The organism is Nostoc sp. UIC 10607, from assembly GCF_047228265.1.
GTDB lineage: Bacteria > Cyanobacteriota > Cyanobacteriia > Cyanobacteriales > Nostocaceae > Nostoc > Nostoc foliaceum_A.
On record NZ_JBIQNW010000001.1, the window covers coordinates 89615 to 113910 of the forward strand.

General features: G+C 43.7%; 19 protein-coding genes and 1 tRNA gene. 13 read left to right on the forward strand and 7 right to left on the reverse strand.

The features are described 5' to 3' along the window. Window positions 1-27: 27 nt before the first annotated feature. From ACEYW6_RS00370 to ACEYW6_RS00380, 3 genes are all read right to left on the reverse strand, one after another. Window positions 28-840 carry an inositol monophosphatase family protein gene (locus tag ACEYW6_RS00370; protein ID WP_190896693.1) on the reverse strand — a complete coding sequence of 271 codons (813 nt, stop codon included), beginning with the start codon at window positions 838-840 and terminating at the stop codon, window positions 28-30. A 92-nt stretch (window positions 841-932) separates the two neighbouring features. Then, window positions 933-1478, reverse strand: coding sequence for a thermonuclease family protein (locus ACEYW6_RS00375; RefSeq protein ID WP_190896748.1), 546 nt, complete (start codon window positions 1476-1478; stop codon window positions 933-935). Window positions 1479-1527: 49 nt separating this feature from the next. Continuing rightward, a complete protein-coding gene (locus tag ACEYW6_RS00380; protein ID WP_190896695.1) occupies window positions 1528-1896 on the reverse strand; it encodes a 2Fe-2S iron-sulfur cluster-binding protein in 369 nt (122 codons plus the stop codon). A gap of 105 nt (window positions 1897-2001) precedes the next feature. On the opposite strand from ACEYW6_RS00380, the gene ACEYW6_RS00385 reads away from it, so the two are divergent. After that, window positions 2002-2086, forward strand: a tRNA-Ser gene (locus tag ACEYW6_RS00385). 212 nt (window positions 2087-2298) lie between these two features. On the opposite strand, the gene ACEYW6_RS00390 is transcribed toward ACEYW6_RS00385, so the two are convergent. Next, the gene (locus ACEYW6_RS00390; RefSeq protein WP_412978200.1) at window positions 2299-2850 is read right to left on the reverse strand and encodes a ferritin-like domain-containing protein; all 552 of its coding nucleotides are present in this window, start codon (window positions 2848-2850) and stop codon (window positions 2299-2301) included. Between the two features lie 271 nt (window positions 2851-3121). On the opposite strand from ACEYW6_RS00390, the gene ACEYW6_RS00395 reads away from it, so the two are divergent. Then, window positions 3122-3802 (forward strand): HEAT repeat domain-containing protein, encoded by a 681-nt coding sequence (locus ACEYW6_RS00395; RefSeq protein WP_190896698.1) that lies wholly within the window; start codon window positions 3122-3124, stop codon window positions 3800-3802. A 75-nt stretch (window positions 3803-3877) separates the two neighbouring features. After that, window positions 3878-4444 carry a phycobiliprotein lyase gene (locus ACEYW6_RS00400; protein ID WP_412978201.1) on the forward strand — a complete coding sequence of 189 codons (567 nt, stop codon included), beginning with the start codon at window positions 3878-3880 and terminating at the stop codon, window positions 4442-4444. A gap of 219 nt (window positions 4445-4663) precedes the next feature. On the opposite strand, the gene ACEYW6_RS00405 is transcribed toward ACEYW6_RS00400, so the two are convergent. Next, window positions 4664-6184: a site-2 protease family protein gene (locus tag ACEYW6_RS00405; protein WP_412978432.1), complete on the reverse strand. Its 1521-nt coding sequence runs from the start codon at window positions 6182-6184 to the stop codon at window positions 4664-4666. A gap of 193 nt (window positions 6185-6377) precedes the next feature. Here ACEYW6_RS00405 and ACEYW6_RS00410 point away from each other — a divergent pair, with 193 nt between their 5' ends. Next, window positions 6378-7112 (forward strand): MBL fold metallo-hydrolase, encoded by a 735-nt coding sequence (locus ACEYW6_RS00410; RefSeq protein ID WP_412978202.1) that lies wholly within the window; start codon window positions 6378-6380, stop codon window positions 7110-7112. A gap of 94 nt (window positions 7113-7206) precedes the next feature. Continuing rightward, entirely contained in the window at window positions 7207-13509 is a 6303-nt protein-coding gene (locus tag ACEYW6_RS00415; RefSeq protein ID WP_412978203.1) for an AAA family ATPase, read from the forward strand. 11 nt (window positions 13510-13520) lie between these two features. Here ACEYW6_RS00415 and ctpA read toward each other — a convergent pair whose 3' ends face one another. Further along, on the reverse strand, window positions 13521-14765 hold the full coding sequence (gene ctpA / locus ACEYW6_RS00420) for a carboxyl-terminal processing protease CtpA (RefSeq protein WP_412978204.1): 1245 nt from the start codon (window positions 14763-14765) through the stop codon (window positions 13521-13523). A 504-nt stretch (window positions 14766-15269) separates the two neighbouring features. Here ctpA and petB point away from each other — a divergent pair. From petB to ACEYW6_RS00450, 6 genes are all read left to right on the forward strand, one after another. Then, the gene (petB, locus tag ACEYW6_RS00425; protein WP_179064867.1) at window positions 15270-15917 is read left to right on the forward strand and encodes a cytochrome b6; all 648 of its coding nucleotides are present in this window, start codon (window positions 15270-15272) and stop codon (window positions 15915-15917) included. A 254-nt stretch (window positions 15918-16171) separates the two neighbouring features. After that, window positions 16172-16654, forward strand: a complete 483-nt coding sequence (gene petD / locus ACEYW6_RS00430) for a cytochrome b6-f complex subunit IV (protein WP_174710778.1) — start codon at window positions 16172-16174, stop codon at window positions 16652-16654. 360 nt (window positions 16655-17014) lie between these two features. Then, window positions 17015-17458, forward strand: coding sequence for an ATP-binding protein (locus tag ACEYW6_RS00435; RefSeq protein ID WP_190896708.1), 444 nt, complete (start codon window positions 17015-17017; stop codon window positions 17456-17458). 550 nt (window positions 17459-18008) lie between these two features. Next, a complete protein-coding gene (locus ACEYW6_RS00440; RefSeq protein WP_412978205.1) occupies window positions 18009-19022 on the forward strand; it encodes a GDP-mannose 4,6-dehydratase in 1014 nt (337 codons plus the stop codon). A 10-nt stretch (window positions 19023-19032) separates the two neighbouring features. Continuing rightward, window positions 19033-20214 carry a glycosyltransferase family 4 protein gene (locus ACEYW6_RS00445; RefSeq protein WP_412978206.1) on the forward strand — a complete coding sequence of 394 codons (1182 nt, stop codon included), beginning with the start codon at window positions 19033-19035 and terminating at the stop codon, window positions 20212-20214. Between the two features lie 65 nt (window positions 20215-20279). After that, window positions 20280-20651 (forward strand): hypothetical protein, encoded by a 372-nt coding sequence (locus tag ACEYW6_RS00450; RefSeq protein ID WP_196510013.1) that lies wholly within the window; start codon window positions 20280-20282, stop codon window positions 20649-20651. Window positions 20652-20714: 63 nt separating this feature from the next. Here ACEYW6_RS00450 and ACEYW6_RS00455 read toward each other — a convergent pair whose 3' ends face one another. Then, the gene (locus ACEYW6_RS00455) at window positions 20715-21146 is read right to left on the reverse strand and encodes a hypothetical protein (RefSeq protein WP_412978207.1); all 432 of its coding nucleotides are present in this window, start codon (window positions 21144-21146) and stop codon (window positions 20715-20717) included. A 469-nt stretch (window positions 21147-21615) separates the two neighbouring features. On the opposite strand from ACEYW6_RS00455, the gene ACEYW6_RS00460 reads away from it, so the two are divergent. Both ACEYW6_RS00460 and ACEYW6_RS00465 read left to right on the forward strand, forming a co-directional pair. Next, window positions 21616-21957, forward strand: a complete 342-nt coding sequence (locus tag ACEYW6_RS00460; RefSeq protein WP_412978208.1) for a hypothetical protein — start codon at window positions 21616-21618, stop codon at window positions 21955-21957. 176 nt (window positions 21958-22133) lie between these two features. Then, on the forward strand, window positions 22134-24269 hold the full coding sequence (locus ACEYW6_RS00465; protein ID WP_412978209.1) for a pentapeptide repeat-containing protein: 2136 nt from the start codon (window positions 22134-22136) through the stop codon (window positions 24267-24269). Window positions 24270-24296: the final 27 nt, after the last annotated feature.

The window sequence follows — 24296 nt, forward strand, 5'->3', positions numbered from 1 at the left end:
CAAAGTCGAGGGTAAAGCCCCCATCTGCTACACCCATGCTGATAACGGTGGAACTTGTAACAATTCGCTACTGAGGGAGTCGTGAATATAACCATTTGTTGCGAGAATTCTACCTGACTCAATTTTGACGGGAGTGCCATCGTAGGCGGTGACTTTGCCCCCAGCTTCTTGTAAGAGAATTATCCCGGCAGCAATATCCCAAGGAGAAAGCCCTCGTTCCCAGTAACCATCGACACGTCCACAGGCAACATATGCTAAATCTAGCGATGCAGAACCGCTACGTCTAACTCCTTGGGTAAGATGGGTGAGGTGACTAAATTCTGCGTAGTTGTTATCAGAGGTTTCGCGGCGATCGTAGGCGAATCCTGTCACTAATAGACTTTTACTTAGTTCAGATGTTACCGAAACCTTGATAGGGTGCCGGTTACGCGTTGCTCCCAAGCCAGCAGCAGCACAGAATAGCTCATTGTGAAATGGATCATAAATTACACCAAGTTGCGGAACACCATTCATTAACAGCCCGATAGAAACGGCAAAAAATGGGTATTGATGAGCGTAGTTGGTTGTACCATCTAGAGGATCTATTGCCCAAAGGTATTCATTCTCTTGATTACCTAATTTTCCTGATTCTTCAGCGAGGATAGAATGCTGGGGAAAGTGGCGGCGCAAAATTTCTAAAATCAACTCTTCTGAAGCTTTATCAGCAGCGGTGACTAAATCACCGGGGCGACCTTTTTCAATAATTGCGTCTTCTAATTTACCTAAGTAACCTTGCAAAATGGCACCAGCAGCTAAGGCCGCTTCTGTAGCAATATCTAGAAAAATTTGTAGATTAGTCATTAGTCATTAATCATTAGTCATTAGTCATTGGAAAGAGACAAGGAAGAAACTTGTTCAATAATTCTCCCTTGTCCCCTTTGTCTCCCGACTCCTCAAAGATTTTGGCGGCGAAACTCGGCGGGAGTCAGGCGCATGGATTTTTCTGGGTTCCAGATTCCTTGGCCCATGAGTCTAGCCCATTGTTGGGCACGTTCTAAACGCTGGTCATACTTGTGGTTAGGCGATCGCCCAACAAACATGGCATTCCCTTGTTTCACTAATTCTTCATTCAACAACACCTTATTTTTCCACACATAAGCTAGAGTTCGCCCAATTTTGTCTTTTGCTTCTAAATCAAACTCCAGCGTTACCGATTGTTCTGCACCACCAATTAGATTCTCTAACTGTTCTTTTGCTGCTTCCCCCCAAGGCCGCTGTCGCAAATCTGGTGCATCAATCCCAACTAACCGCACTTGAGAAATCAAATTTGGTTGTTCAGCCATGCCTAACACTTCCAAACTTTGCCCACTAACTACCCGCGCTACTTTCACTTGAGCCTCATTGTTTGGCAGCTGGTTTTTACCTTGGCAACTCACCAAGAGCAATAAGCAAGCTAAAATGGCTATTTTTCGCACCCAGTCACCAAGACGCACAAGCATCAGAACTTCTCCTATGGTCGCCGCTGCGCGATCGGTGATTTTGAATTGTTTATTCCTCATCTAACGGTAAACCAGCTTTGACTCTTCCCCTAGCAAAATAGCGGCCAAACTGGAGTTCGTAGACTTCATCTTCGTCTTGCGTCTCCACCTCCAAGTCAGAACGGGGGTAACTCACACACAACAAGGCATAACCTTGCCGACGTAAATCTGGCGACAATCCGATCGCCTCTGGTTGGTAAATTTCTCCCGATAAAACTCTCACTGCACAAGTGGTGCAAGCCCCGTTGCGGCAGGAAAACGGTAGGTCTACCCCTTGTTTTTCGCCAGCGTGAAGGATGTAGCGGTCTTCTGGGACTTGGAGGGTGTGTGTTTTGCCAGTGGCGCGATCGCGAACTCTAATTGTGTATGTACGGGACATCTGGATTTGCGTTTTGGGTTTGGGACTTTCAGATTCAATCTAAATATCTTTCTTTATCTTTGCATTTTCTGGGATTCTATAGTATGATCGTAACTTGTGGCGCCTGGAGAGGTGGCCGAGTGGTTTAAGGCGCAGACCTGGAAAGTCTGTTTAGGGAAACTTAACGGGGGTTCGAATCCCCCCCTCTCCGTTTTAAAACCTAGTCTAAATATATAGTTTGAACCATACTTCTACAAATAGTCGGGTTCAGTAAAAATCAGGATATTGCCAAATAAATTCTTAAAATTTTTTTGAAAGTACGTTAGCGTTCCGCAGGAAAGGGATTGTACAAACCAAAAAACAAGCGAGGCACTTGTGACCTCGCTTCTGTTTTAGTGAACTAAAACAGTGGTTTACACAAGATTAACGAGACCTATTACCGCTTGCACCTTTAGCTGACTTTGCCTCTTGAAGTAACTGTGGCAGATGCTGCTCAATTTTTTGAGATGTCTGTTCTTCCTGCTGCAAGTTTTGCTGTAGCAATTGCACTACTTCGTTTTGCCCCATCTGCTCGGCACCTTTAATCAAACCACGATAGGCGGCAATTTCCAGTTGTTCGACCTTGGCCTGTCCTCCTGCTAGCCCTAAATCCACAATTTGGGGATTATCAGCAGACAGTAGTGTTAATTTTTGAGTATCACTAATCAAACCAGCCGCCGCATCACAAGTGACGCGCTGTGGTTGTTGTCCCAAGGCGCTGAATACTTGCTCTAGATTCCTAATTTGCTGCTCGGTTTCCCGAATATGGGTTTCGAGCAAGGACTTCAATTGGCTATGTTGGCTACACTGCCACATTAATTGCTGTGCTTCCAAGAAGCGATGTTCAGCATCGTACATACCACCAAGTTCATAGATGAACTTATCCTGCAAGTTTGTGATTTTTTTGGTACCGGGACGTTCGCTAAGTTGAACCATTGTGATTCTCCTTCATATTTGACGCTATATTTAACAGCCACACCCCTAACCTATGTCTGCTACCAAGTCTTCTCTTCATACCTCAGGCACAGCTAAGTGTTAAATCTGACTGCTAAATTCAATACACAATCTAGCAAGAAGTAACATTTGTTTATTTTTCACTCATAATTGAGTCATTTTGTAAAGTCGCCAAACTCCTACTTCACTATGGCGACGGCCTGATGAACGGATCGGGTAAATTAAGATAAGTAAAGAAAACGCTTTGAACTAAATGGCAGCTCTAAGCTTACAAGAAATTTCTACTCAGTTAGAAAGTCCGAATTTACGCGATCGCATGGTAGCCCTTGCCAATCTGCGTCATGTAGCCCCTGAGGATGCAGTCCCTTTGATTAAAAAGGTACTGGATGACGAATCTTTGCAACTGCGATCAATGGCAATATTTGCTCTTGGAATCAAGCCGACGGCTGAATGTTATTCAATTTTGGTCAGAATCCTCGAAAATGACCCAGATTATGGGATACGCGCTGATGCCGCTGGTGCCTTAGGATATTTGGGTGATGCCAGAGCCTTTGAAGTGCTTTCACGGGCATTTTATGAAGATACTGATTGGCTAGTACGCTTTAGTGCAGCCGTTTCTCTAGGTAACATTAAAGACCCCCGTGCCCGTCAAATTCTACTTCAGGCATTGGATAGCAAAGAAGTAGTGTTGCAACAAGCTGCAATCTCTGCACTGGGAGAAATTCAAGACATTGAGTCTGTAGATCAGATTCTGCGCTTCGCCCAATCAGATGATTGGTTAGTAAGGCAGCGTTTAGCAGAAGCTTTGGGTAATCTTCCTACTCCCAAGAGTGTCTCAGCTTTAAAATACCTGGAAAAAGACAATCATTTCAACGTTGCTGAGGCAGCCAGGATTGGTCTCAAGAAGCTTGAGGAAATAGGCAATCAAGCTTAAGATTAAAGTTTCCTGCTACCTTTTAATAATAATTAAGTGGGAATTTTAGCATTTTGATGCAGGGTAATTTTATTCATGAATATTGAAGAGTTTTTTGAGTTAAGTGCTGGTAAATGGTTTTCTCATCGTACTAGTCAACATTTGGCTTTTAACCAATCTGAACATAGCAAGTCAGACATCATTATTGAGACTCTGGCAATAGATGATCCAGAAGTGATCAAACTATGTCAACAGTACAAAGTTAATCCTAGTTCCGCCTCTTGTGCTGCCAAAATTAGCTGGAACGGCACAATGGAAAAGGATCAAGTAAAACACAGTGGTTCAACTGTGTTGGTTTCGGTAACTGATGCAGATAATCCAGATGAAGGTAAGTTACTGCGGGAAATAGTTGATGCCGATAAAACCCCAGTTGCCGGACACTATAAATTTGACAGTGATGGTGCCTTAATTCTAACTATAGAGGATGAAACCATGTGGTTAGAGGAGCGCCTGTGGTTTGCTAGCCCCAATTTGCGAATGCGGGTAAATGTCCTCAAGAATTTTGGTGGATTTAGTATCACTTCCTTCACTTCTGAGATTCGCATGGGTGGCTTTCCCCCAGCTGTGAAGGCTTCTGAGGCAGCTAATTCAGTATCGAGTTAGTTTTATGTAAAGGAGCCACTGCCTTGCGCGGCTTTCCCGCAGGGTAGCTAAGTGGCGTTGTATCATGCCGCTCTCTTGTACACCATACTAGATTTTAAGTGCGTTAGGACTAATGTCCATAACGCACCCTTGTATAAGTTCAAATAACAAACTACCAAGCTATGGTTAATTACATAGTTGAGAAAAATTGAGAGATATTTCTCTTTGCGTTGATACTTTTTAAATTTGCAAAAAGTTAGCGATCGCCTGCGGTAATGGCAAAATAATTACAATCAACAAAGCCATTGCCAGTAATCCCCAAATGTCACGTTTGTTATCCAATTCAGTGACATCATTCAGTGCAGGTTCATCAATCAAGGGCATAAATAATAAGATAATCGCCCACACCAAAAATTCTTCTCGTACTAAAGAAAGTAATAGCAAGAGGACGCGAGCAATTTGACCAATTACAATCGCAGTTCGTTGTCCAAACATCGCATGGACAATGTGACCGCCATCTAGTTGTCCCACAGGCATTAAATTTAAGGCTGTAACAATTAGTCCTAAAAAACCAGCTACTGCAACTGGATGCAAATCAAGGGCTGATTGTGCTGTCAACTGACTACCCAAGGCTAACTTCGAGAGTAGCGCTAGTAAAATGGAATACTTGGGATTAAGGGCATCAGGATTTAAAAGCCGGGTTTTTTCAGTGATGGAAACCACGTCAGAATGAGCTAAACCCCATATTAGTAATGGCAAAGTCACGACAAAGCCAGCAATTGGACCAGCAATACTAATGTCAAATAAAGCTTTGCGGTTGGGAATAGGACTACGCATTTGAATAAATGCACCAAAAGTTCCCAAGAAGAAAGGGATAGGAATAAAGTAAGGCAACGTTGAGCGAATCTTGTAAAATTTAGCTGTCAAATAATGCCCAAGTTCGTGAATGCCTAAAATAGTCATCAATCCTAAGGCATAGGGTAATCCCTTGAATAGGACATCTGGGTTAGATATAACTTTCAGCAAAGAGCCAATTTCCCATAGAGGCGGAAGAGCAACACCAGCAATTTCTATCCCCACTAAGGTAGTAGTTAGCAAAGTAGTTACTAGTAGTAGAAGTGCTAATCCTGGTCGAGTTAACCGTTCTTGGTCGCGTCGTGGTGTATTTCTCTCTTTAGCAGCTTGAACGTTGGGAACCAGCACAAAGAAAGGTTTCTCATTTAAACCTTCTTGAAAGATCAGCAGGAAGCGATCGCCAAATTGTGCTTCAATATTAGTCTTAATCTGCTGATAAGCGTTGCTGGCTTGAGTTCGCAACTGACCACGGCAAATCACAGCTTGTGGTCGATACTCAATATTTTGAACGTAGTATACAGACCAAGGAAAACAATTTCGCAGTTGAGTTTCTTCCGTAGGCTCAATGGGACGCACTATTGGTTCTGCGGGAGGCTGGATAGTCGGCTGTGATTCTGAGCCTTGGGCTTGGGTTTCGGTCTGTGTATCTCTTGGCACTCGCCGTCCCCATTGAAATAACATCCAGTACAACAGTGTGGAGGCAAATAATGACCAAATAATCAGCGCTGGCGGCGGAGGTTGTTTTGCTCCATACATCAGCGTCCATCCACTCAACAGAAATGCTGGTGTCATTAAAACCAGCCACAACAACCATACTGGTGTCCGGGTGATCTGAGCGACGCTATGCTGCACCATTAAATAAGTAGCTAGCCCCAGTAGGATGATAAACAGAAACCAAAATGCCATGTTATCTTCAGTAATTTTGACAAAACGCCCCACCAGTAGCCTCAGCACCATAGCATTAACTACAAGGCAGACCTCAAATCCTAATTTTTTTCACAACGGTTAACAGTGCTGGTTAACGCTCAAGTTTCAATTCTTTAGAATTTCCACACTGCAACCAGATTGTCCACAACTCCTCAGTTTCAGTTCTTTGATCATGTGCCCTTTACCTCAACAGCCAAGTCATACAACTAAGCCACCACGGGCTGTCTTCCCTAACGAAGTTCCTAGCGGAGGTTCTATGCAATCGGACTTCGCACAAGAGAGCATTTTTGCTTTTCCACCCAATCGGGACACATTAGGAGGAACCTCTTATCTTATTGTAAGAAATGAAGGCAATATCCTCATAGACTGCCCGGCTTTAGACCAAACAAATCAAGATTTTTTAGGAACGCATGGAGGCGTGCGTTGGTTGTTTCTCACCCATCGAGGCGCTATTGGCAAAACTGCTGAAATTCAGCAAGTGTTTGGCTGCGAAATCTTGATTCAAGAGCAAGAAGCTTATTTATTACCAGGCTTAACCTTAACTACCTTTAGTCAAGATTTTACACTTGATGCATCAACACAAGTGATTTGGACACCAGGTCATTCTCCCGGCTCATCTTGCCTATACTACAGTGAACTTGGAGGTATATTGTTTTCTGGTCGCCACTTAGTTCCTAATCAGCAGGGTAAAGCAGTACCATTACGGACAGCCAAAACCTTTCACTGGCCCCGACAAATTAACAGTCTTCGGTTATTATTAGAACGTTTTACACCAGAAACTCTCAGATACATTTGTCCGGGAGCTAATACAGGTTTTCTTAGAGGCAAGCGTGTCATAGATCAGGGTTATCAACACATTGCATCTCTGGATTTACTAACTTTGCTGCGGATACAGCCCCTAATTTAACATTGGTGGTTTTTGATACTGGTGCAAAATATAAGTTAAGGAAGATATTGTCTGGGGAATTCTAGCGTTAGACAAGGAATTCTAGTAAAAAGTTATGAGCGCAAAAATTGATGGAACTGTAAGGATCGCTGGCTACGAAATTATAGAGCAACTTTATTCTGGTTCTCGCACCCAAGTGTATCGGGCAGTACGAGAATGCGATCGCCAACCAGTTGTCATCAAGCTCTTAAAACGAGAATACCCCAGTTTTAGCGAATTAGTACAGTTTCGCAACCAATATGCGATCGCCAAAAATTTAGATATTCCCGGCATTATCAAACCCTACAGTCTGGAAGCCTATCAAAATGGCTATGCCTTAGTCATGGAAGACTTTGGTGGCATTTCCTTGCGGCAATTTACTCAAGGAAAACCACTGACCTTAGAGCAATTTCTTCCCATTGCCTTGCAACTGATAGACGCACTACACCATTTACATCAACAGCGCGTCATTCACAAAGACATCAAGCCAGCGAATATCCTCATCCATACAGATACTAAACAAATCAAGCTGATTGACTTCAGTATTGCCTCGCTCTTACCACGAGAAACCCAGGAAATCCAAAGTCCCAACGGACTGGAGGGAACACTGGCGTATTTGTCGCCAGAGCAAACCGGACGGATGAACAGGGGCATTGACTACCGCAGTGACTTCTATTCATTAGGTGTAACTTTCTTTGAACTACTTAGTGGACAACTGCCCTTTGAGTCTCATAACCCGATGGAGTTGGTGCATTGCCACATTGCTAAACTTCCACCCTTCCTGTGCGATTTCAACCCCCATTTGCCCTTGATGCTGGGCGAGATGGTCCGCAAATTGATGGCGAAGAACGCCGAAGATCGTTATCAAAGTGCGCTAGGACTTAAACATGACCTAGTGACCTGCCTAGAACAGTGGCAAGAAACAGGCAAGCATACCTGGTTTGATTTGGGACAGTGCGATATTAGCGATCGCTTTCTCATACCCGAAAAACTCTACGGACGGGAATCAGAAGTGCAAACGTTACTGGAGGCATTTGGTTATGTTGCCAATGGTAGCTCCCAACTGATGCTGGTGGCAGGTTTCTCTGGCATTGGCAAAACCGCAGTCGTCAATGAAGTACATAAGCCGATCGTGCGGTGGAACGGCTACTTCATCAAAGGCAAGTATGACCAGTTCAACCGCAACATTCCTCTGTCTGCCTTTGTACAAGCCTTTCGTGATCTAATGAGACAGTTGCTTAGTGAAAGCGATACCCAATTAGAGCAATGGCAGAGCAAGATTTTAGCGGCAGTTGGAAAGAACGGGCAAGTTCTGATCGAGGTAATTCCTGAACTAGAGCAGATGATCAGCAAACAGCCTGCTATCGCTGAATTATCGGGCGGTGCGGCACAGAACCGTTTCAATCTGCTGTTCCAAAAATTTATTCAGGTATTCGCAACAAGAGAGCATCCGTTGGTAATCTTTCTTGATGACTTGCAGTGGGCAGATTCGGCATCACTCAATTTGCTGAAGCTGTTGATGACCCAGAGTGATTGTGGCTATCTATTCATTATTGGTGCATACCGCGATAACGAGGTGTTTGCAGGTCATCCACTGATGTTAACGCTAGATGAAATTGAAAAGGTATCTTCCCCTGTAAATACTCTGGCCCTAGTTCCCTTGAGTCAAGCAGATGTGAACCATTTAATCGCCGACTCTCTCAGTTGTGCAACTGAACAAGCATTGCCGTTAACGGAGTTGGTTTATCAAAAAGCTAAAGGCAATCCCTTTTTCACGACTCAGTTTCTGAAAGCATTACATGAGGATGGGCTGATTACCTTTGATTGGGAAGCAGGTTTTTGGCAGTGTGATGTGGTGCAAGTGAGAGCGATCGCTCTCACTGATGATGTGGTGGAATTTATGACACAACAGCTTCAGAAATTACCACCCAATACTCAAGATATTTTGAAACTGGCAGCCTGTATTGGCAATCAGTTTGATTTAGGAACATTGGCGATCGTTTCTGAACAATCCCAAATCGAAGCTGCTGCAAGTTTATGGAAAGCCTTGCAGGAAGGTTTGATTCTACCCCAAAATGAAGTTTATAAGTTTTTTGTTAGGCAAGAACATCAACCAGTTACTCAAAATAATTCGGAGATTGTTGCATATAAGTTTTTACATGACCGGGTGCAACAAGCGGCATACTCCCTAATTCCCGCCGATGAAAAACAACCCGTTCACCTGAAAATTGGACAGTTACTCTTGAGTAACACCCCCAAAAGCAACTGGGAAGAACGCATTTTTGAAATCGTCAGTCAACTAAATGTTGCGGCTGAATTGATTGCCCAATCCGCAGAACGTCAAGAACTGGCACAATTTAACCTGATGGCAAGCCGCAAGGCAAAAGCGGCAACTGCCTATAATGCTGCCTGCAAATATGCCCAGATAGGCATTGGGTTACTCGCCCAAAATAGTTGGCAACATCAGTATGAGTTGACCTTAGCACTCCATCAAGTCGCCACAGAAGCCGCCTATCTAAGCGGTGATTTAGAGCAGATGGAAGCTAATGCCTATCTTGTCCTCAACCATGCCAAAACCCCATTAGATCAAATCAGCGTTTATGAGGTGAAAATTGAGGTATTCACTGCCCAAGGTCAGTTTGCCCATGCGATCGCAGCGGCACTTGCCATCTTAAAGCAATTGGGAGTGGAACTGCCCATAGCGCCTACCCAGGACGACGTGGCAGCTGCCTTTAATACCGTCTCAGATGCGATTGGAGAGCGGTTAACTGCCGAGTTACTCAACCTCAGCGAACCAAAGGATGCAAACATCCTGGCGGCGGCTCGAATTTTGACATCGGTAGCACCCTGCGCTTATCTGTTTCAGCCACTGCTGTATTTACTGGTGATTTTAAAAAAGGTTTATCTGTCCGTTGTATATGGCAATGAGTCAACCTCAACCTTTAGCTATGTCTCTTATGGGATATTAATGTGTGGTGTGTTCGGAAACGTTGAATTAGGTTATGAATTCGGTCAGTTAGCCCTCGACCTGCTATCACGTTATCAAAATTCTGAATTTAAGGGGAAAACTTTATTACTAGTCTATTTGTACACAAGACATTGGAGAATGCACCTGCGTGAGACATTACACCCCTTGCAGATGGCCTATTGTAGTTGTTTAGATGTGGGCGATTTGGCTTTCGCGGGCTACTCTGCGTATAACTACGGTTTTTACTCCTATTTTGCCGGACACAATTTAACGCGGCTGGAGCCGGAAGTTGCTGGATATTGTGAAGCGCTCAAGCACCTCAAGCAAAATCTAACTCTGACTTATTCCCAGTTAATTCGACAAATTCTGCTCAATTTAATCGGCGATGCAGATAACGTCGTGGTGTTGAGCGGTGCAGTCTACAATGAACAGGATCAACTTCCATTACATGAAGCAGCAGGCGATCGCACCGGATTAGCATTGCTGTGGATTAACAAACTAGTTGTGTCCTATTTGTTTTCAGAGTTTCAACAAGCCACAGAAGAGGCTAGACAGGCAAGACAGTATTTGGATGCTGTCCTTGCTTTTTTATATGTACCCATTTTTCATTTCTATGAGTCTTTAGCTCAATTAGCATGGATTGAGCAAGTTTCAAAACCAGAACAGCAGCAAATGAAGGAATGTATTGCTGCCAACCAAGAAAAACTCAAATACTGGGCAACTCATGCGCCAATGAATTTCCGACACAAATTTGATTTGGTGGAAGCCGAGCGACAAAGGGCTTTGGGTAACAAAGCCGAGGCAATAGATTTGTACGATCGCGCCATCATTGGAGCCAAAGAAAACGATTACATCCAGGAAGAAGCGTTGGCCAATGAACTGGCAGCTAAATTTTACCTCGATTGGGGTAAACAGCGCATTGCCCAGGAATACATGACCGAAGCCTACTACGGCTATGCTCGTTGGGGCGCTAAAGCCAAAATTGCGGACTTGGAACAACGCTATCCCAAACTCCTCGCCCCCATCTTAGAGCAAACCCGTTCTCCCCTGTCCACGAACGAAACTATCTTCACATTGGGGAGTATCACCTCCACCAGTTCTGCCACTTTCAGCAGTAGTAGCGCCTCTTTTGCTTTAGATTTAGCTGCCATTCTCAAAGCTTCTCAAACTATTTCTGGGGAAATCGAACTCGAAGAGCTGCTCTCAGCACTGCTGCATATCGTCATCGAAAATGCGGGAGCTGATAAGTGTGTTTTCATGCTTTTGGAGTCAGATAGTTTGCTAATTCAGGCGTTAGCACAGCTTTCCCTGAGTAGTGTACGGAACCAGACTGCCAACATCGATTTTTATCCAATGTTGCTCAACCCAGAGCCTGTTGAAGACTCTCAGGATGTGCCAGTTGGCTTAATTAATACTGTCAAACGCAGCTTACAACCAATAGTGATTATTGATGCCACGGCGCATCCTCAATTAATCAATGACCCGTATATTCAGCAACAGCAGCCCAAAAGCATCTTGTGCAGCCCGATTTTGCATCAGGGTAAGTTGCTGGGCATATTGTATCTGGAAAACAATTTGGCAACCGCAGCATTTACCAGCGATCGCGTCGAACTGCTGAACTTACTTTGCGCCCAAGCTGCAATTTCTCTGGAAAATGCTCGACTTTATCGAAATTCCCAGAACTATACTCAACAGTTAACACAATCTCTAGCAAAATTGCAGGCTAGTGAAATTCGCTTCCAAAATTTGGCGAATAATATTCCCGGTATGGTGTACCAATTCCGTCTGGCAGTCGACGGTTCAGCTTCAACACCCTACGTTAGCTCTGGCTGTTTGGATTTGTATGGATTAGAGCCAGAGTTGGTGATGGCAGGAACCCATAGCCTTTACACCATGAATCATCCTGAGGATCAACCAGCCATTGCCCAAGCGATCGCTTACTCTGCCCAAAATCTGACACCCTTTGAGCAAGAATGGCGCATTATCCTGCCTTCAGGAACCGTGAAATGGATTCAATCTGCGGCTCGGCCAGAGCGACAAGCCGATGGCTCAATCCTATGGGATGGGGTGGTGATTGATATTAGCGATGTCTACGAGGAGCTTCGCTTACGCAAACAGGCCGAAGCATCTCTAGCTAAAGAACGAGAGTTTTTGAATGCGATCATTCACAATATTACAGATGGGATTGTTGTTTGTGATGCTAATGGCAAATTGACTCTATTTAACAAAGCAACTCGTGAATTTCATGGCTTACCAATAGAATCATTACCACCAGAACAATGGACAGGACACTTCGATCTCTATCAACCTGATGGTCAAACACCCCTATCAAAAACGGAAATTCCTCTGTTTCGCGCCTTACAAGGAGAAATCGTCGAAAATGCCGAAATGGTAATTGCACCAAAGCATGGTTCTAAAAGAATTTTATTAGCCAGCGGACAAGCGATCTTCGATTCATCGGGCCACAAAATCGGTGCAGTAGTGGTGATGCGAGATATTAGCGAGCGCAAAAAAGCTGAACTTGCCTTGCAACAAAAATCACAAGACTTAGAACAAGCACTAACCGATCTGCAAAATGCCCAATTACAAATTGTTCAAAGTGAAAAAATGTCAGCATTAGGCAATTTAGTTGCTGGGGTAGCTCACGAAATGAATAATCCCCTTGGTTTTATTGCTGCCAGTCTCAAACAAGCTAAACCTACTATTGCTGATATTGTTGAACATTTAAAACTCTATCGAGAAAACCTGCCCAATACCAGTGATAAAATTCTTAACCACGCCGAAGAAATCGACTTGGATTATAGCTTAGAAGACTTGCCCAAGATGATTGATTCTATGAGTATGGCGTGCGATCGCCTGAAAAGTATCAGCACCAGTTTACGGACTTTCTCGCGTGCCGACAAAGATTATAAAGTACCTTTTAATATTCACCAAGGCATCGACAGCACGATTTTAATTTTGAAACATCGTCTCAAAGCTAATGAGCAACGTCCAGCAATTGAAGTGATAACTGAGTACAGCAATTTACCTCAAGTTGAGTGCTTTCCTGGACAATTAAATCAAGTATTTATGAATATTTTAGCAAATGCCATTGATGCTTTAGAGGAATCGAATATTGGACGAAGCTTTGACGAAATTAAAGCAAATCACAACTGCATTACAATTACAACTACTGTAGAAAATAATCTAGTTAAAATTACAATTGCCGATAATGCTAAGGGGATGACTGAAGAGGTAAAACAAAAAATATTTGACCATTTATTTACTACGAAAGCTGTCGGCAAAGGAACAGGATTAGGATTAGCGATCGCCCGCCAAATTATTGTAGAAAAACATAGCGGAGCGATCGAGGTGAATTCTCAACTTGGCGAAGGAACTGAATTTGTAATTCAGCTACCATCTAACACCTAACCCCAGACTTTTTATGTCTTTCCCGCCACCAAGGAGTTTTTAACTAAAATTTCCATTGCTGCTTGATATTGCAGATCCGCTTCGGTACCAATCTGTTCACGGGTGATGGCTGCTTGGGAAATCACTTTATCCGGCTTAATACCTAATTTGTTAATATCCCGGTGTTGAGGAGTTTCATACTTAGCAATTGTGACTGCCAAACCCGAACCATCTGATAATTCAAATAAAGATTGAATTAGACCCTTTCCAAAAGTGGTTTCACCTACTAACTGGGCACGACCGTTATCTTGGAGTGCGCCGGCGAGAATTTCACTAGCACTAGCAGTCCCTTGATTCACTAAAATAACGAGAGGATCGTTCGTTAGGGCTGGCCCAAAGGCTTCAAAACTACCTTGAATGCCTTGTCGATTAACAGTGTAGACAATCGTGCCGGAATCTAACCATAGACGGGCAATTTCAATTCCTGATTGCAATAGTCCCCCAGGATTATTTCGTAAATCCAGAATGTAGGCAGCAGCGCCTTTTTTTTCTAGACTAGAAATAGCATGCGCCAATTCCGTTGAGGCGTTGGCATTGAATTGAGTGAGGCGAAGGTAGCCTATGGGCGTACCCTCAGTGGAAACACGCAATTCGGAGACCACAGGATTTAGGGCAATGCGATCGCGTGTCAGTCTAATTTCGGTTTCTGCCTCTCCATCCCGTTCGATGAGGAGAGTGACAACGCTACCACTCGGCCCGCGCATTTTAGTCGCAGCTTCATCTAGGGTAAGATTTTTTGTGGAAATGCCTTCAATTTTGAGAATCCGATCGCGTGGTCTAATCCCTGCTTTATCTGCTGGCGAACCTGCTATGGGAGCCACGACTTCCAACTTCCCAGTCTCAGGATTCAGGGCAATTTGCAATCCTACACCAGTAAGTTCCCCAGAAGTATTGACCTGTAAGCTGCGGTACTGTTCCGGGTCTAAAAAACGGGTAAAAGGGTCATCGAGGCTCTTGAGCATCTTCACAATTGCCGCATAACTGGCATTTGAGTCCGACAGCGGCTTCTCCAAAACCTTTTGCCGCACAGCCGCCCAGTTTTGATGATTAAATGTCTCATCTAGATAAGTGCGATTAACAATTCGCCAAACTTCGGAAACCAGCTTTTGTTCGCCCGTCAAAGCGATTGCTGGCTGGGTAAGCGTACCAAACCCCAACCAAAACGCCATTAACAACGAAAATCCAACCTGAAAGACTTGTTTGTTCATGAACCCCATTATCAATTCCACCTCAACCCAAATTGCCTAGAAATGCCCACTTCCCCTGTTGTTGATGAAATCTATCTCTCGATTATGTTACTTTTTTTATAGAAGTGGTGCATTTCTCTCATCAAGTTGTTCAGTCAACTGATGCGTTGTATCCACTCACCAAAGGATAAAATCTACTTTGTGTCCACCATTTTCTGTGCAGGGGCGTAAAGAGATCGCAATATATTCCTTCTTTACAGAGTGTAAAGTTTCTGAAGACTCTTAGCACGCTGAAAGCTGACAAGCTTTCCAAAAAACTCGCCTTTACTAAAATCCCAAAATTGCTAATTGGGAGAGAAGTCTGAGAGGCGGCTTCTGAGAAGTCCGTAGACAATTCTGCTGTTACTCTAGCCTGCGGTAACCCCTTGGGCGAACCCGCAGGATGTCGAGGCTTGGAACCATCAGAATTTTAGTCGCCGATTTAGAACTTCGGGATTTATCAACCGCAACCGACTTTTAGGAACTTGAGATTGTATGGCCAACGTTTACGACTGGTTTGAGGAACGCCTGGAGATTCAGGCACTTGCCGAAGACGTCACTAGCAAGTACGTCCCTCCCCACGTCAACATCTTCTACTGCCTGGGTGGAATTACCCTGGTTTGCTTTCTCATCCAGTTTGCTACTGGATTTGCCATGACGTTCTACTACAGGCCAACAGTAACTGAAGCTTTCTCCTCAGTGCAGTACATCATGACTGAAGTAAACTTCGGTTGGCTAATTCGCTCCATCCATCGCTGGTCTGCCAGCATGATGGTATTGATGATGATTTTGCACGTCTTCCGGGTTTATCTTACAGGTGGTTTCAAAAAGCCCCGCGAACTGACCTGGGTAAGTGGTGTCATCCTAGCTGTGATTACAGTTTCCTTTGGAGTCACCGGCTATTCCCTACCTTGGGATCAAGTTGGCTACTGGGCTGTGAAAATCGTTAGCGGTGTACCAGAAGCAATTCCCGTAGTTGGCGTTCTGATATCCGACCTGCTGCGCGGCGGTTCGAGTGTTGGTCAAGCGACACTAACTCGTTACTATAGCGCACACACATTTGTGCTGCCTTGGTTGATTGCAGTCTTCATGCTGTTTCACTTCTTAATGATCCGCAAGCAAGGCATTTCCGGTCCTTTGTAATCTCAGCTATTAGCGAAAGGCAATATTTGTCAGTTTTCAGATCAAGTCGTTTGTTCTAAACTTATGAAACAAAAGAAATTAATTGCACATAAGTTCCAAAAAACAAACACTTGTATCTGAAGCCTAAAGTTGTAGAGAACCTCCAGGCGGCTAACCGGAGATAAAAAATACTGTTTGCCCCCTGTTGGTTGCCTAGTAGCTGATAGCTTTCACAAATGCTTTAATTTAACTTAAGCAGGAGAGCACATTTCAAAATGGCAACACAAAAAAAACCTGACCTGAGCGATCCTCAGTTAAGAGCCAAACTCGCTAAAGGCATGGGTCACAACTACTATGGTGAACCCGCTTGGCCTAATGACCTACTTTATGTCTTTCCAATCGTGATCATGGGTTCGTTCGCTGCGATTGTGGCTCTAGCTGTGCTAGATCCCGCAATGACAGGTGAACCAGCAAATCCTTTCGCGACACCATTGGAAATTCTACCAGAGTGGTACTTGTATCCAGTTTTCCAGATTTTGCGATCGCTTCCTAACAAACTTTTAGGAGTGTTAGCAATGGGTTCTGTACCAGTGGGTCTAATCCTCGTTCCCTTTATTGAGAACGTAAACAAGTTCCAAAACCCCTTCCGCCGTCCAGTTGCAACCACAGTATTCCTCTTCGGTACCCTTGTCACCGTGTGGCTGGGTATTGGTGCTGCCTTGCCATTGGATAAATCTTTGACCTTGGGACTATTCTAAATTAGTCACCACAAAGTGCTTTGACGCCTGTGAGTTTCAAAAGCATAAGTAAGATTTGCTTTTGAAAAAAATTAACAGGCGTCAATTTTAATAGTTCAGATTGCATCTGGGATCTGAAGTTTTGGATGGAAAAGCTATTCCAAAAATCTAAAATCACCAAAAGTCATCAAATACAAACATTTTTCACTTACTTAACGTAAGTTGCTAGTTACAACCCTCGAAATGCCAAAATCGCTCATGTTTTGTATTTTGGTACACAGAATATACCAATTTAGATTTTGTTCTATCAGAGAAATTTTGCAGTATTCGCAAAATTTAATAACTAGCAACTTGGGTTTACTTATATTTAAGTCACAGTTAATGCTTAGCATAGTGCAGCAAGACCATCTGACGGTTAAGAGCGAACTCAGTCTCCTAAACCAGGTGCAAGAATGGTTCGAGCAATTTTGTCTGCAACATTTGTCTCAACTTGGCTGGTCAAAAACCCAACTTGATCGCCTGAATTTAGCATTAGCAGAAGGTTTTACCAACGCTGTTCGTCACGCTCATCATGCTTTACCGCCAGAAACAACCATTGAGATTAACGTTTTTCTGTGGATTGACCGACTAGAGATTAGAATTTGGGATTATGGAAAACCTTTCAATCCTGATGCGATCGCAGAGCCAGCCCCAGGTACTCTGCAAGTAGGCGGGTATGGATGGTTCCTCCTGCGGCGGTTGGCTGATCGGGTTGTATACGAACGTGGTGCAGATGGTAGAAATTGCCTTCTCATCGTCAAATACTCTGTAGAAGCACAAAAGTAAAAGTGAAGCAGTCAAGGGTGAAGAAAGTTGAGAATACTTCCGATGCCAATTTTGGGTTTTAAGCAAAAGCAGAACCTATGGAAGCAGTACCAGCAGTGTGCGAGGCTTTTCTTCTCTAGTAAATGCAGCATTGAGGAGTAAGACAAACAGAACTTCTCCTATCAAAGATGCTTCTCTACGAGAGACTCCGCTAATGCATAGCTTCTTCCACCCTAGTTTTGAGCCACTCATCTTAAAACAGAAGCATGAGCACAAGAAGTCTCTAGTTAGATATATAGTTATTTGATTGATAAAAGTATACTCGTTTTTCAATAAAATATGGATTGAGGTAATATCTTTTTTAAGTGAAATTGCTTAGTTTTTATGAGTTTTTTGTAAACCACCAAAGAATATTGTTGTATAAAAAGAGTTAGTGAATCCAGTAAAGATAGCATTCGAGTTACACTAACTCCCTTGTTAAGATTTGTCAGCAGTGTTGAGAGCCTTATTTTTTGTTCTCCAACAAGTGCCATTTTTTGCTTAAAGAGATAGAGGGAGTAGGGGACAAAATATGGCTAAGACAGCCCTAATTACAGGAATAACTGGTCAAGATGGCTACTATCTCAGCCATCTGCTGCTCAACCGGGGTTACCGAGTTGTGGGATTAGTCCCCCCGCATCGACAACCTAATTTGACAAAACTGGGAACACTGGCAAATCAAGTAGAAATTTTTACGGTTGACTTGAGGGATAATGCAGCACTGTTTACCGCAGTTGAACAACTGCGTCCCCAAGAAATTTACAATTTGGCGGCTCCTAGTTTTGTACCCGACTCTTGGAACGACCCATTGGGAACCCTGGATCTAATAACTGGTACGGCTACCAGGCTTTTGGAAGCAGTACGAAAAGTTGGTTTGTCTACCAGATTCTATCAAGCCAGTAGTTCAGAAATGTTTGGCGATGTATTTATTTCGCCTCAAGATGAAGAAACCCCTTTTCGTCCTAAAAATCCCTATGCTGCGGCCAAGATGCACGCCCACTGGACTATGGTGCATCACAGACAGCGCTATGGACTATTTGCCTGTAGTGGAATTTTATATAATCACGAGTCTCCTCTACGCGCTCCTCAGTTTGTTACACGCAAAGTTTCTTTAGCGGCTGCATCGATTAAATTGGGTTTGACTGACACCTTAAAAATGGGTAATCTGGATGCAAAACGCGATTGGGGTTTTGCGGGTGATTATGTAGAAGCAATGTGGCTAATGTTGCAAGTTGACGAACCAGAAGAATATGTGATTGGCACAGGTAAACTGCACAGTGTAAGAGATTTAGTTGCCACAGCTTTTGAGTCTGTAGGCTTGAATTGGACGCAGTATGTGGTCATAGATACTAGCTTATTGCGACAAGATGAGCATTTTCAACTAGTAGCTAACCCCAGTAAAGCTAAAAGAAACCTCGACTGGGAACCCCAAGTGAGCTTTGAGGAACTTTTGGAAAAAATGGTAAAAACAGATTTAGAGCGGTTACAAAATGGTGCGTTGGATGAAGTCCTTGCCGCAGGCATCGCGCCCTTACCGCGAGTGTAAATAACCTAACATGCACATCACTACAGTGACAGAAAACCTCAAGTTAGGTAATAAAATTAACAAAAAAACTAAGCATGTCTTCGTGTTTTTAGAAATTTTTGCCCACGAAGGTGGTATTCAATCATATATAAAAGATATTTTTCGCGCCTATCTGGGATTAAGCCAAACCAATAAGGCAGAAGTCTTTTTACTGCGAGACAGTCCTGATAGTTTAAATCCGTTTGAAGACGATAACTTAAAATTTCATTACTTTAAAAATCAGTCTCCCCAAATAGGGAGACTGCAAATGGCAGCAGCTTTGCTTAAATGTCTGTTGCAAAGCCGTCCACAGCAAGTTTTCTGTGGCCATATTAACTTAGCAGTATTAGTACAAACTCTTTGCCAGCCCTTGGGGATTCCTTACACCGTACTAACTTACGGTAAAGAAGTCTGGGAGCCGCTGAAAAATCAAGAACGCCGCGCCCTAACATCAGCAGCTGGAATTTGGACAATTAGTCGCTACAGCCGCGATCGCGCTTGTGCTGCTAATGGTCTAAACCCGAAAATGGTACAGATGATGCCTTGTGCAATTGATGGGGATAAATTTACTCCTGGTTCCAAGCAGCCAGAATTAGTTCAGAAGTATGGCTTAACTGGCACTAAGGTGTTAATGACAGTAGCGCGGTTATGGTCAGGAGATATTTACAAAGGTGTAGATGTAACGATTCGGGCATTACCACAAATCGCTCAGGTTTTGCCAGAAGTGAAATATTTGGTAATTGGTCGTGGTGATGACCAACCGCGATTGGTGCAGCTAACAAAAGATTTAGGTGTAAGCGATCGCGTTGTGTTTGCTGGTTTCGTTGCTACAGAAGAATTAATGGAACATTACCGCCTTGCTGATGCCTATATTATGCCTTCGCAAGAAGGCTTTGGCATTGTTTATCTAGAGGCAATGGCTTGTGGAGTACCTGTATTATCCGGTGACGACGATGGCTCCGCTGACCCCTTGCAAGATGGTAAACTGGGATGGCGAGTACCGCACCGCAGTCCTGATGCTGTAGCAGCTGCTTGTATAGAAATGCTTCAAGGGGATGACCAGCGCTGTGATGGAGGGTGGCTACGAGAACAAGCGATCGCTCTGTTTGGCATAGATGCCTTCCAACAGCACTTGCAAAAAATGCTTGTATCCTCAGTGATGAAGTCCAAATGACAAATGACAAATGACCAATGACTAAAATAGCTATCCTAGAAGGAGAGCAGGACGACATTTAAAAAATGAGCTTTAAGTCATTTCAATTGAATCTTTTAAATCTCCGCCCTTGGCTCACCCTGCTGGCAGTTATTTGGTTACTGGCATCACTGGGCTTGGGTTGGTTGGTTAATTCATTGCTAATTATTTTCGGGTTGCTGTTGTTAGCACCTATTGTGGCTTTTTTTGGCTTTCGTTGGTGGCTGCAACGCAACTTGATTGCTGACCAGTGCCCCGTCTGTGGACATGAATTTACAGGTTTAAACAACAGTCAGTTGCAGTGTCCTAACTGTGGCGAATCACTGTTAGTACAAAATAGTCATTTTCAGCGCTTCACACCAGAAGGCACAATTGATGTCACTGCTGTCGAAGTTACAGCCCAATCATTGGAAGATTAGTCATTGGTCATTGGTCATTAGTCATTAGTCATTAGTCATTAGCAAAGAATAAATGATTAATGACTATTTATTTTTTTGCGAGATCGAGAGGATGTAGCGATACTCTTGTTTGGATAGTTCGCCCACATACAGCGAGTATTTTCCTTCTTGCCAATAACCAGAAAGTTCTGGTTTGCCTCCAGAGTAGCTATCTGCCATTACACAAAAGCGCCCTCCAGGCCCGTCGATCAACAGTGTTGGCTTCCCTTGACTCTCTACTGTTAATCGCAAATAAGGTAGTGACTCTGTAACCTGGATAACTTGATTGGGTTCTGTAGTAATATTGCCACAGTTACTTTTGACAGTTCCCCCAGAATTTCCGTTTAAAATCAGTGGATCTGGTTGGAAATTCCGATTAATTTGGATTGTTGGTCTCTGTGCCCAATTGGCCTGGGTGAAAACCAAACTCATCGCCAAAGCTGTGGGAACAATTACAAGTAGCCTAAGCGTTTTCATTTTAATTAGTGCTCCAGATTTTTTTAGAGCAATATTGTTATACAGTCTGATTTAATTGACGACATCAATCTATCTTGGTTCCAAAAGCTAGCGTATAACCTAATACCATTGAGTTAAGGATTTTTTGTAAATATTTTGATGTGTGTAGAGACGTTGCAAAGTAATGTTTTTAGCTCGGTCATGCAAATTACCTCATCTATGGTGTTTGGTGGCGATCGCTTTTCTAGGAAAATATGTCACCAGTATAATTAGCTTCCATTAATAAAGTTGTATTTTTTACATATTCAATAAGTAATAATATTGAATAAAAAATATGTGTTAGCAGATAACAAGAAAAAAACATAATTTTTACCTGCCAGAAAGGTATTGCACACACAGACATTAGCTAAAATCACTAAGACAACCACCAAAAATAGAATTTGGTTGGTCTGTTGTGGAATAAGTGATATAGCTGAGGTAGAAAAGATTGATGAATCCTCACAGAGAAGAAGACTTGCAGCGTCGCCTCAATAACCTAGAGGCAGAGATTAATTCTTCGCCTAAAGTGGTTCCCCAACCACAAGAGCAAAAACAGATGCCTCAGTCTGTTTTTGCCAAGTTTAACTTGCAACTGGAGCGATTTCAGATTTGGTTTAACAGTTTATCTGGGGTGAAAAAACTAGTAGTTTCGGGTGTGACGGTGCTAGTAGGCTTGGCATTGCTGCAAGCAGTGTTTAAACTGGTTGCATCTGTAATCAGTCTGGCACTTTTGGCAGTGTTAGTGTATGTTGGATACAAATTTTTTGTGTCTAGTAGCTTTCAACGTAAGTAACAAGCTGATATGCATTTACTTTGCACTCTGCCTAGAGCCAGGAGCCAGAATACAAAAGGCTCCTGACTTATGAATTCTAAATTCTATTTCAACATGCTTTTCTTTTTACCGATTAGCTTAGTCTATTTTAATTGTGCCGATCGCGCCGTAGAAATAATGTCAAAGGGAATTAGACGATGACGACACCAATTGTCAGAAGAAGTAATCAATCTGGTCAGTCAAAACGACCAGAAAGAGCCAGTTCGCTGCTGCTAGCAAGCAGGCGTTTTACTGCTTGGGCGGCTGAAATCACACTAGTGGTTACCAGTGGTTTGATTCCCTTCGGCATTGGTGTCTATGCCAATTCTAGAAGCGATCTGAATCGAGTACCGCTTAATCCCGTGCTAGTAGTCACAGAAAGAGCGATCGCTCGACCCTTAGCTTTGCCTGTGAGTTATGGCATCCGTAACGTAGCATGGCCGACTAATATTTTGTGGACAATCGCCCTATTAGCGCCTGTAACTCTCTCGTGGTGGCAATTATATTTACTAGCTAAGACTGGTAGCACAATTCCTAAACGTTGGTTAAAAGTGCGGGTTGTCAACGAGCAAGGGAGACCTCCTGGTTTGGGAGCAGTTGTGATTAGAGAAGGAGTTGGGCGTTGGACTGTACCCATTTCCATTGCCTATCTGCTGTGGCGTTACAGCTTTGCTTTTCCTAATTTAGGATTATTCACATTTTTGTCTTTGTTAATGATTGTGGGTGAAGGGATAGGCTTACCGTCGCGCCGGGGCCGTCGCGCACTGCACGATCAACTTGCAGGTACTTATACAATAGATGCGCTCTTACCTAGCAATAGACAAGCTCAGTCTGCTGACGGTAATGATCAAGCAGAAGAATGGCAGGAGGGAGAAGAATTAGCGGCAGCCCAAACCAACCAGTCGCCTAATCTGTGGCGGCGGATACAGCAAAACCCTAATCTGACTTTGTTTGGGGTAGGGCTGACGAGTATGACTGCTGTGTTGGCAACTTTAATAGGAACTCAAGTTTATATCCAAATTCAACAATCCCAGCGAGCAACCAAGCAAATCAACAGCCAACAGTTCCTCGAACTTGTTAAACAATTAACTCCCAACTCTGGGGCGACTAATGAGCAACGCCAAAGTGCAATTCTGGCTATGGGTGGTCTTAATGATCCACAGTCCATTAAATTTCTGGCGGGTCTCTTGGTTACTGAAACCAACCCCAGCCTCCTGGATACGATTCAACAAGCTTTGACAACTGTCGGGCCCCAAGCCATCCCGGAATTAAAAAATAAGAATCAGTTTCTGGTTAGCGAACTGGAGTCTGTAGGCAGCACTGCAACTCAAGAACGAGAATTGCGGCAAGGGCGGCTACAAAGAAACCAGCGGACGATCAACAAGATTCTCTCTGTTTACAGCGGTAAAATCCAGGGCGTTGACCTTAGCAGCACCCAATTAGGTCAAAGCGGTACTCCAGGAAGTTCCTTCTTCAACTTGGTACTAGACAACCTTGATTTATCAGGGGTTAAGTTTAAATCTGCAAATCTTAACCAAGCCAGCTTTAAGGGTAGCCGCTTTCGGGGTGCGGGTGAAGATGGACGCTGGGATACCTACGACGATGTGATGGCTGATTTAAGTCAAGCTCAGTTGCAGCAAGCCAATCTTACTGATGCTAACCTCAGTCGTGTTTTGATGAACCGGATTGATTTGAGCCGCGCCACTCTCAACAGAGCCAATTTATCCAACGCGCGTCTATTTGACGCTAAACTCAACAGCACTCAACTAGTAGGAGCCGATTTGCGAAACGCAGTTTTGGAAAAAGCGAGCTTAACTGGGGCTGATTTAGGTGATGCCAAATTGAACGAAGCCAATCTATACGCTGCCCGTTTAGGTCGCGTTACTGCTATAGGAACACAATTATCCTTTGCCAACTTAACTAACACTGATTGGCAAGGAGCAGATTTATCAGGAGCCTATTTGGATCGTGCTAATCTCAGCAATGCTAACCTCAGTGCCACTCGTCTAGCTGGTGCTGTTTTGCGTTCTGCCCAGATGGAAAACGTTAACTTGCAAAATGCCGACCTGAGCCTTGCAGATTTACGGGGGGCAAATGTGGCCGGAGCAGATTTTAAAGGGGCAATTCTCGCTCCTAGCAAACAAGACCCAGCAGATCAATTTGTCCAGACTCCAGATTTAGGCTCAGTATCTGCTGTAGTCCAAGGCGTTGATTTTTCCCAAGCCAAAAATTTAGATGCCAAGCAATTAGCTTACATTTGTACTCAAGGAGGCATTCATCCCCGTTGCCCGTAGAATGGGATGGGGAGCAGGGGGGCAGGA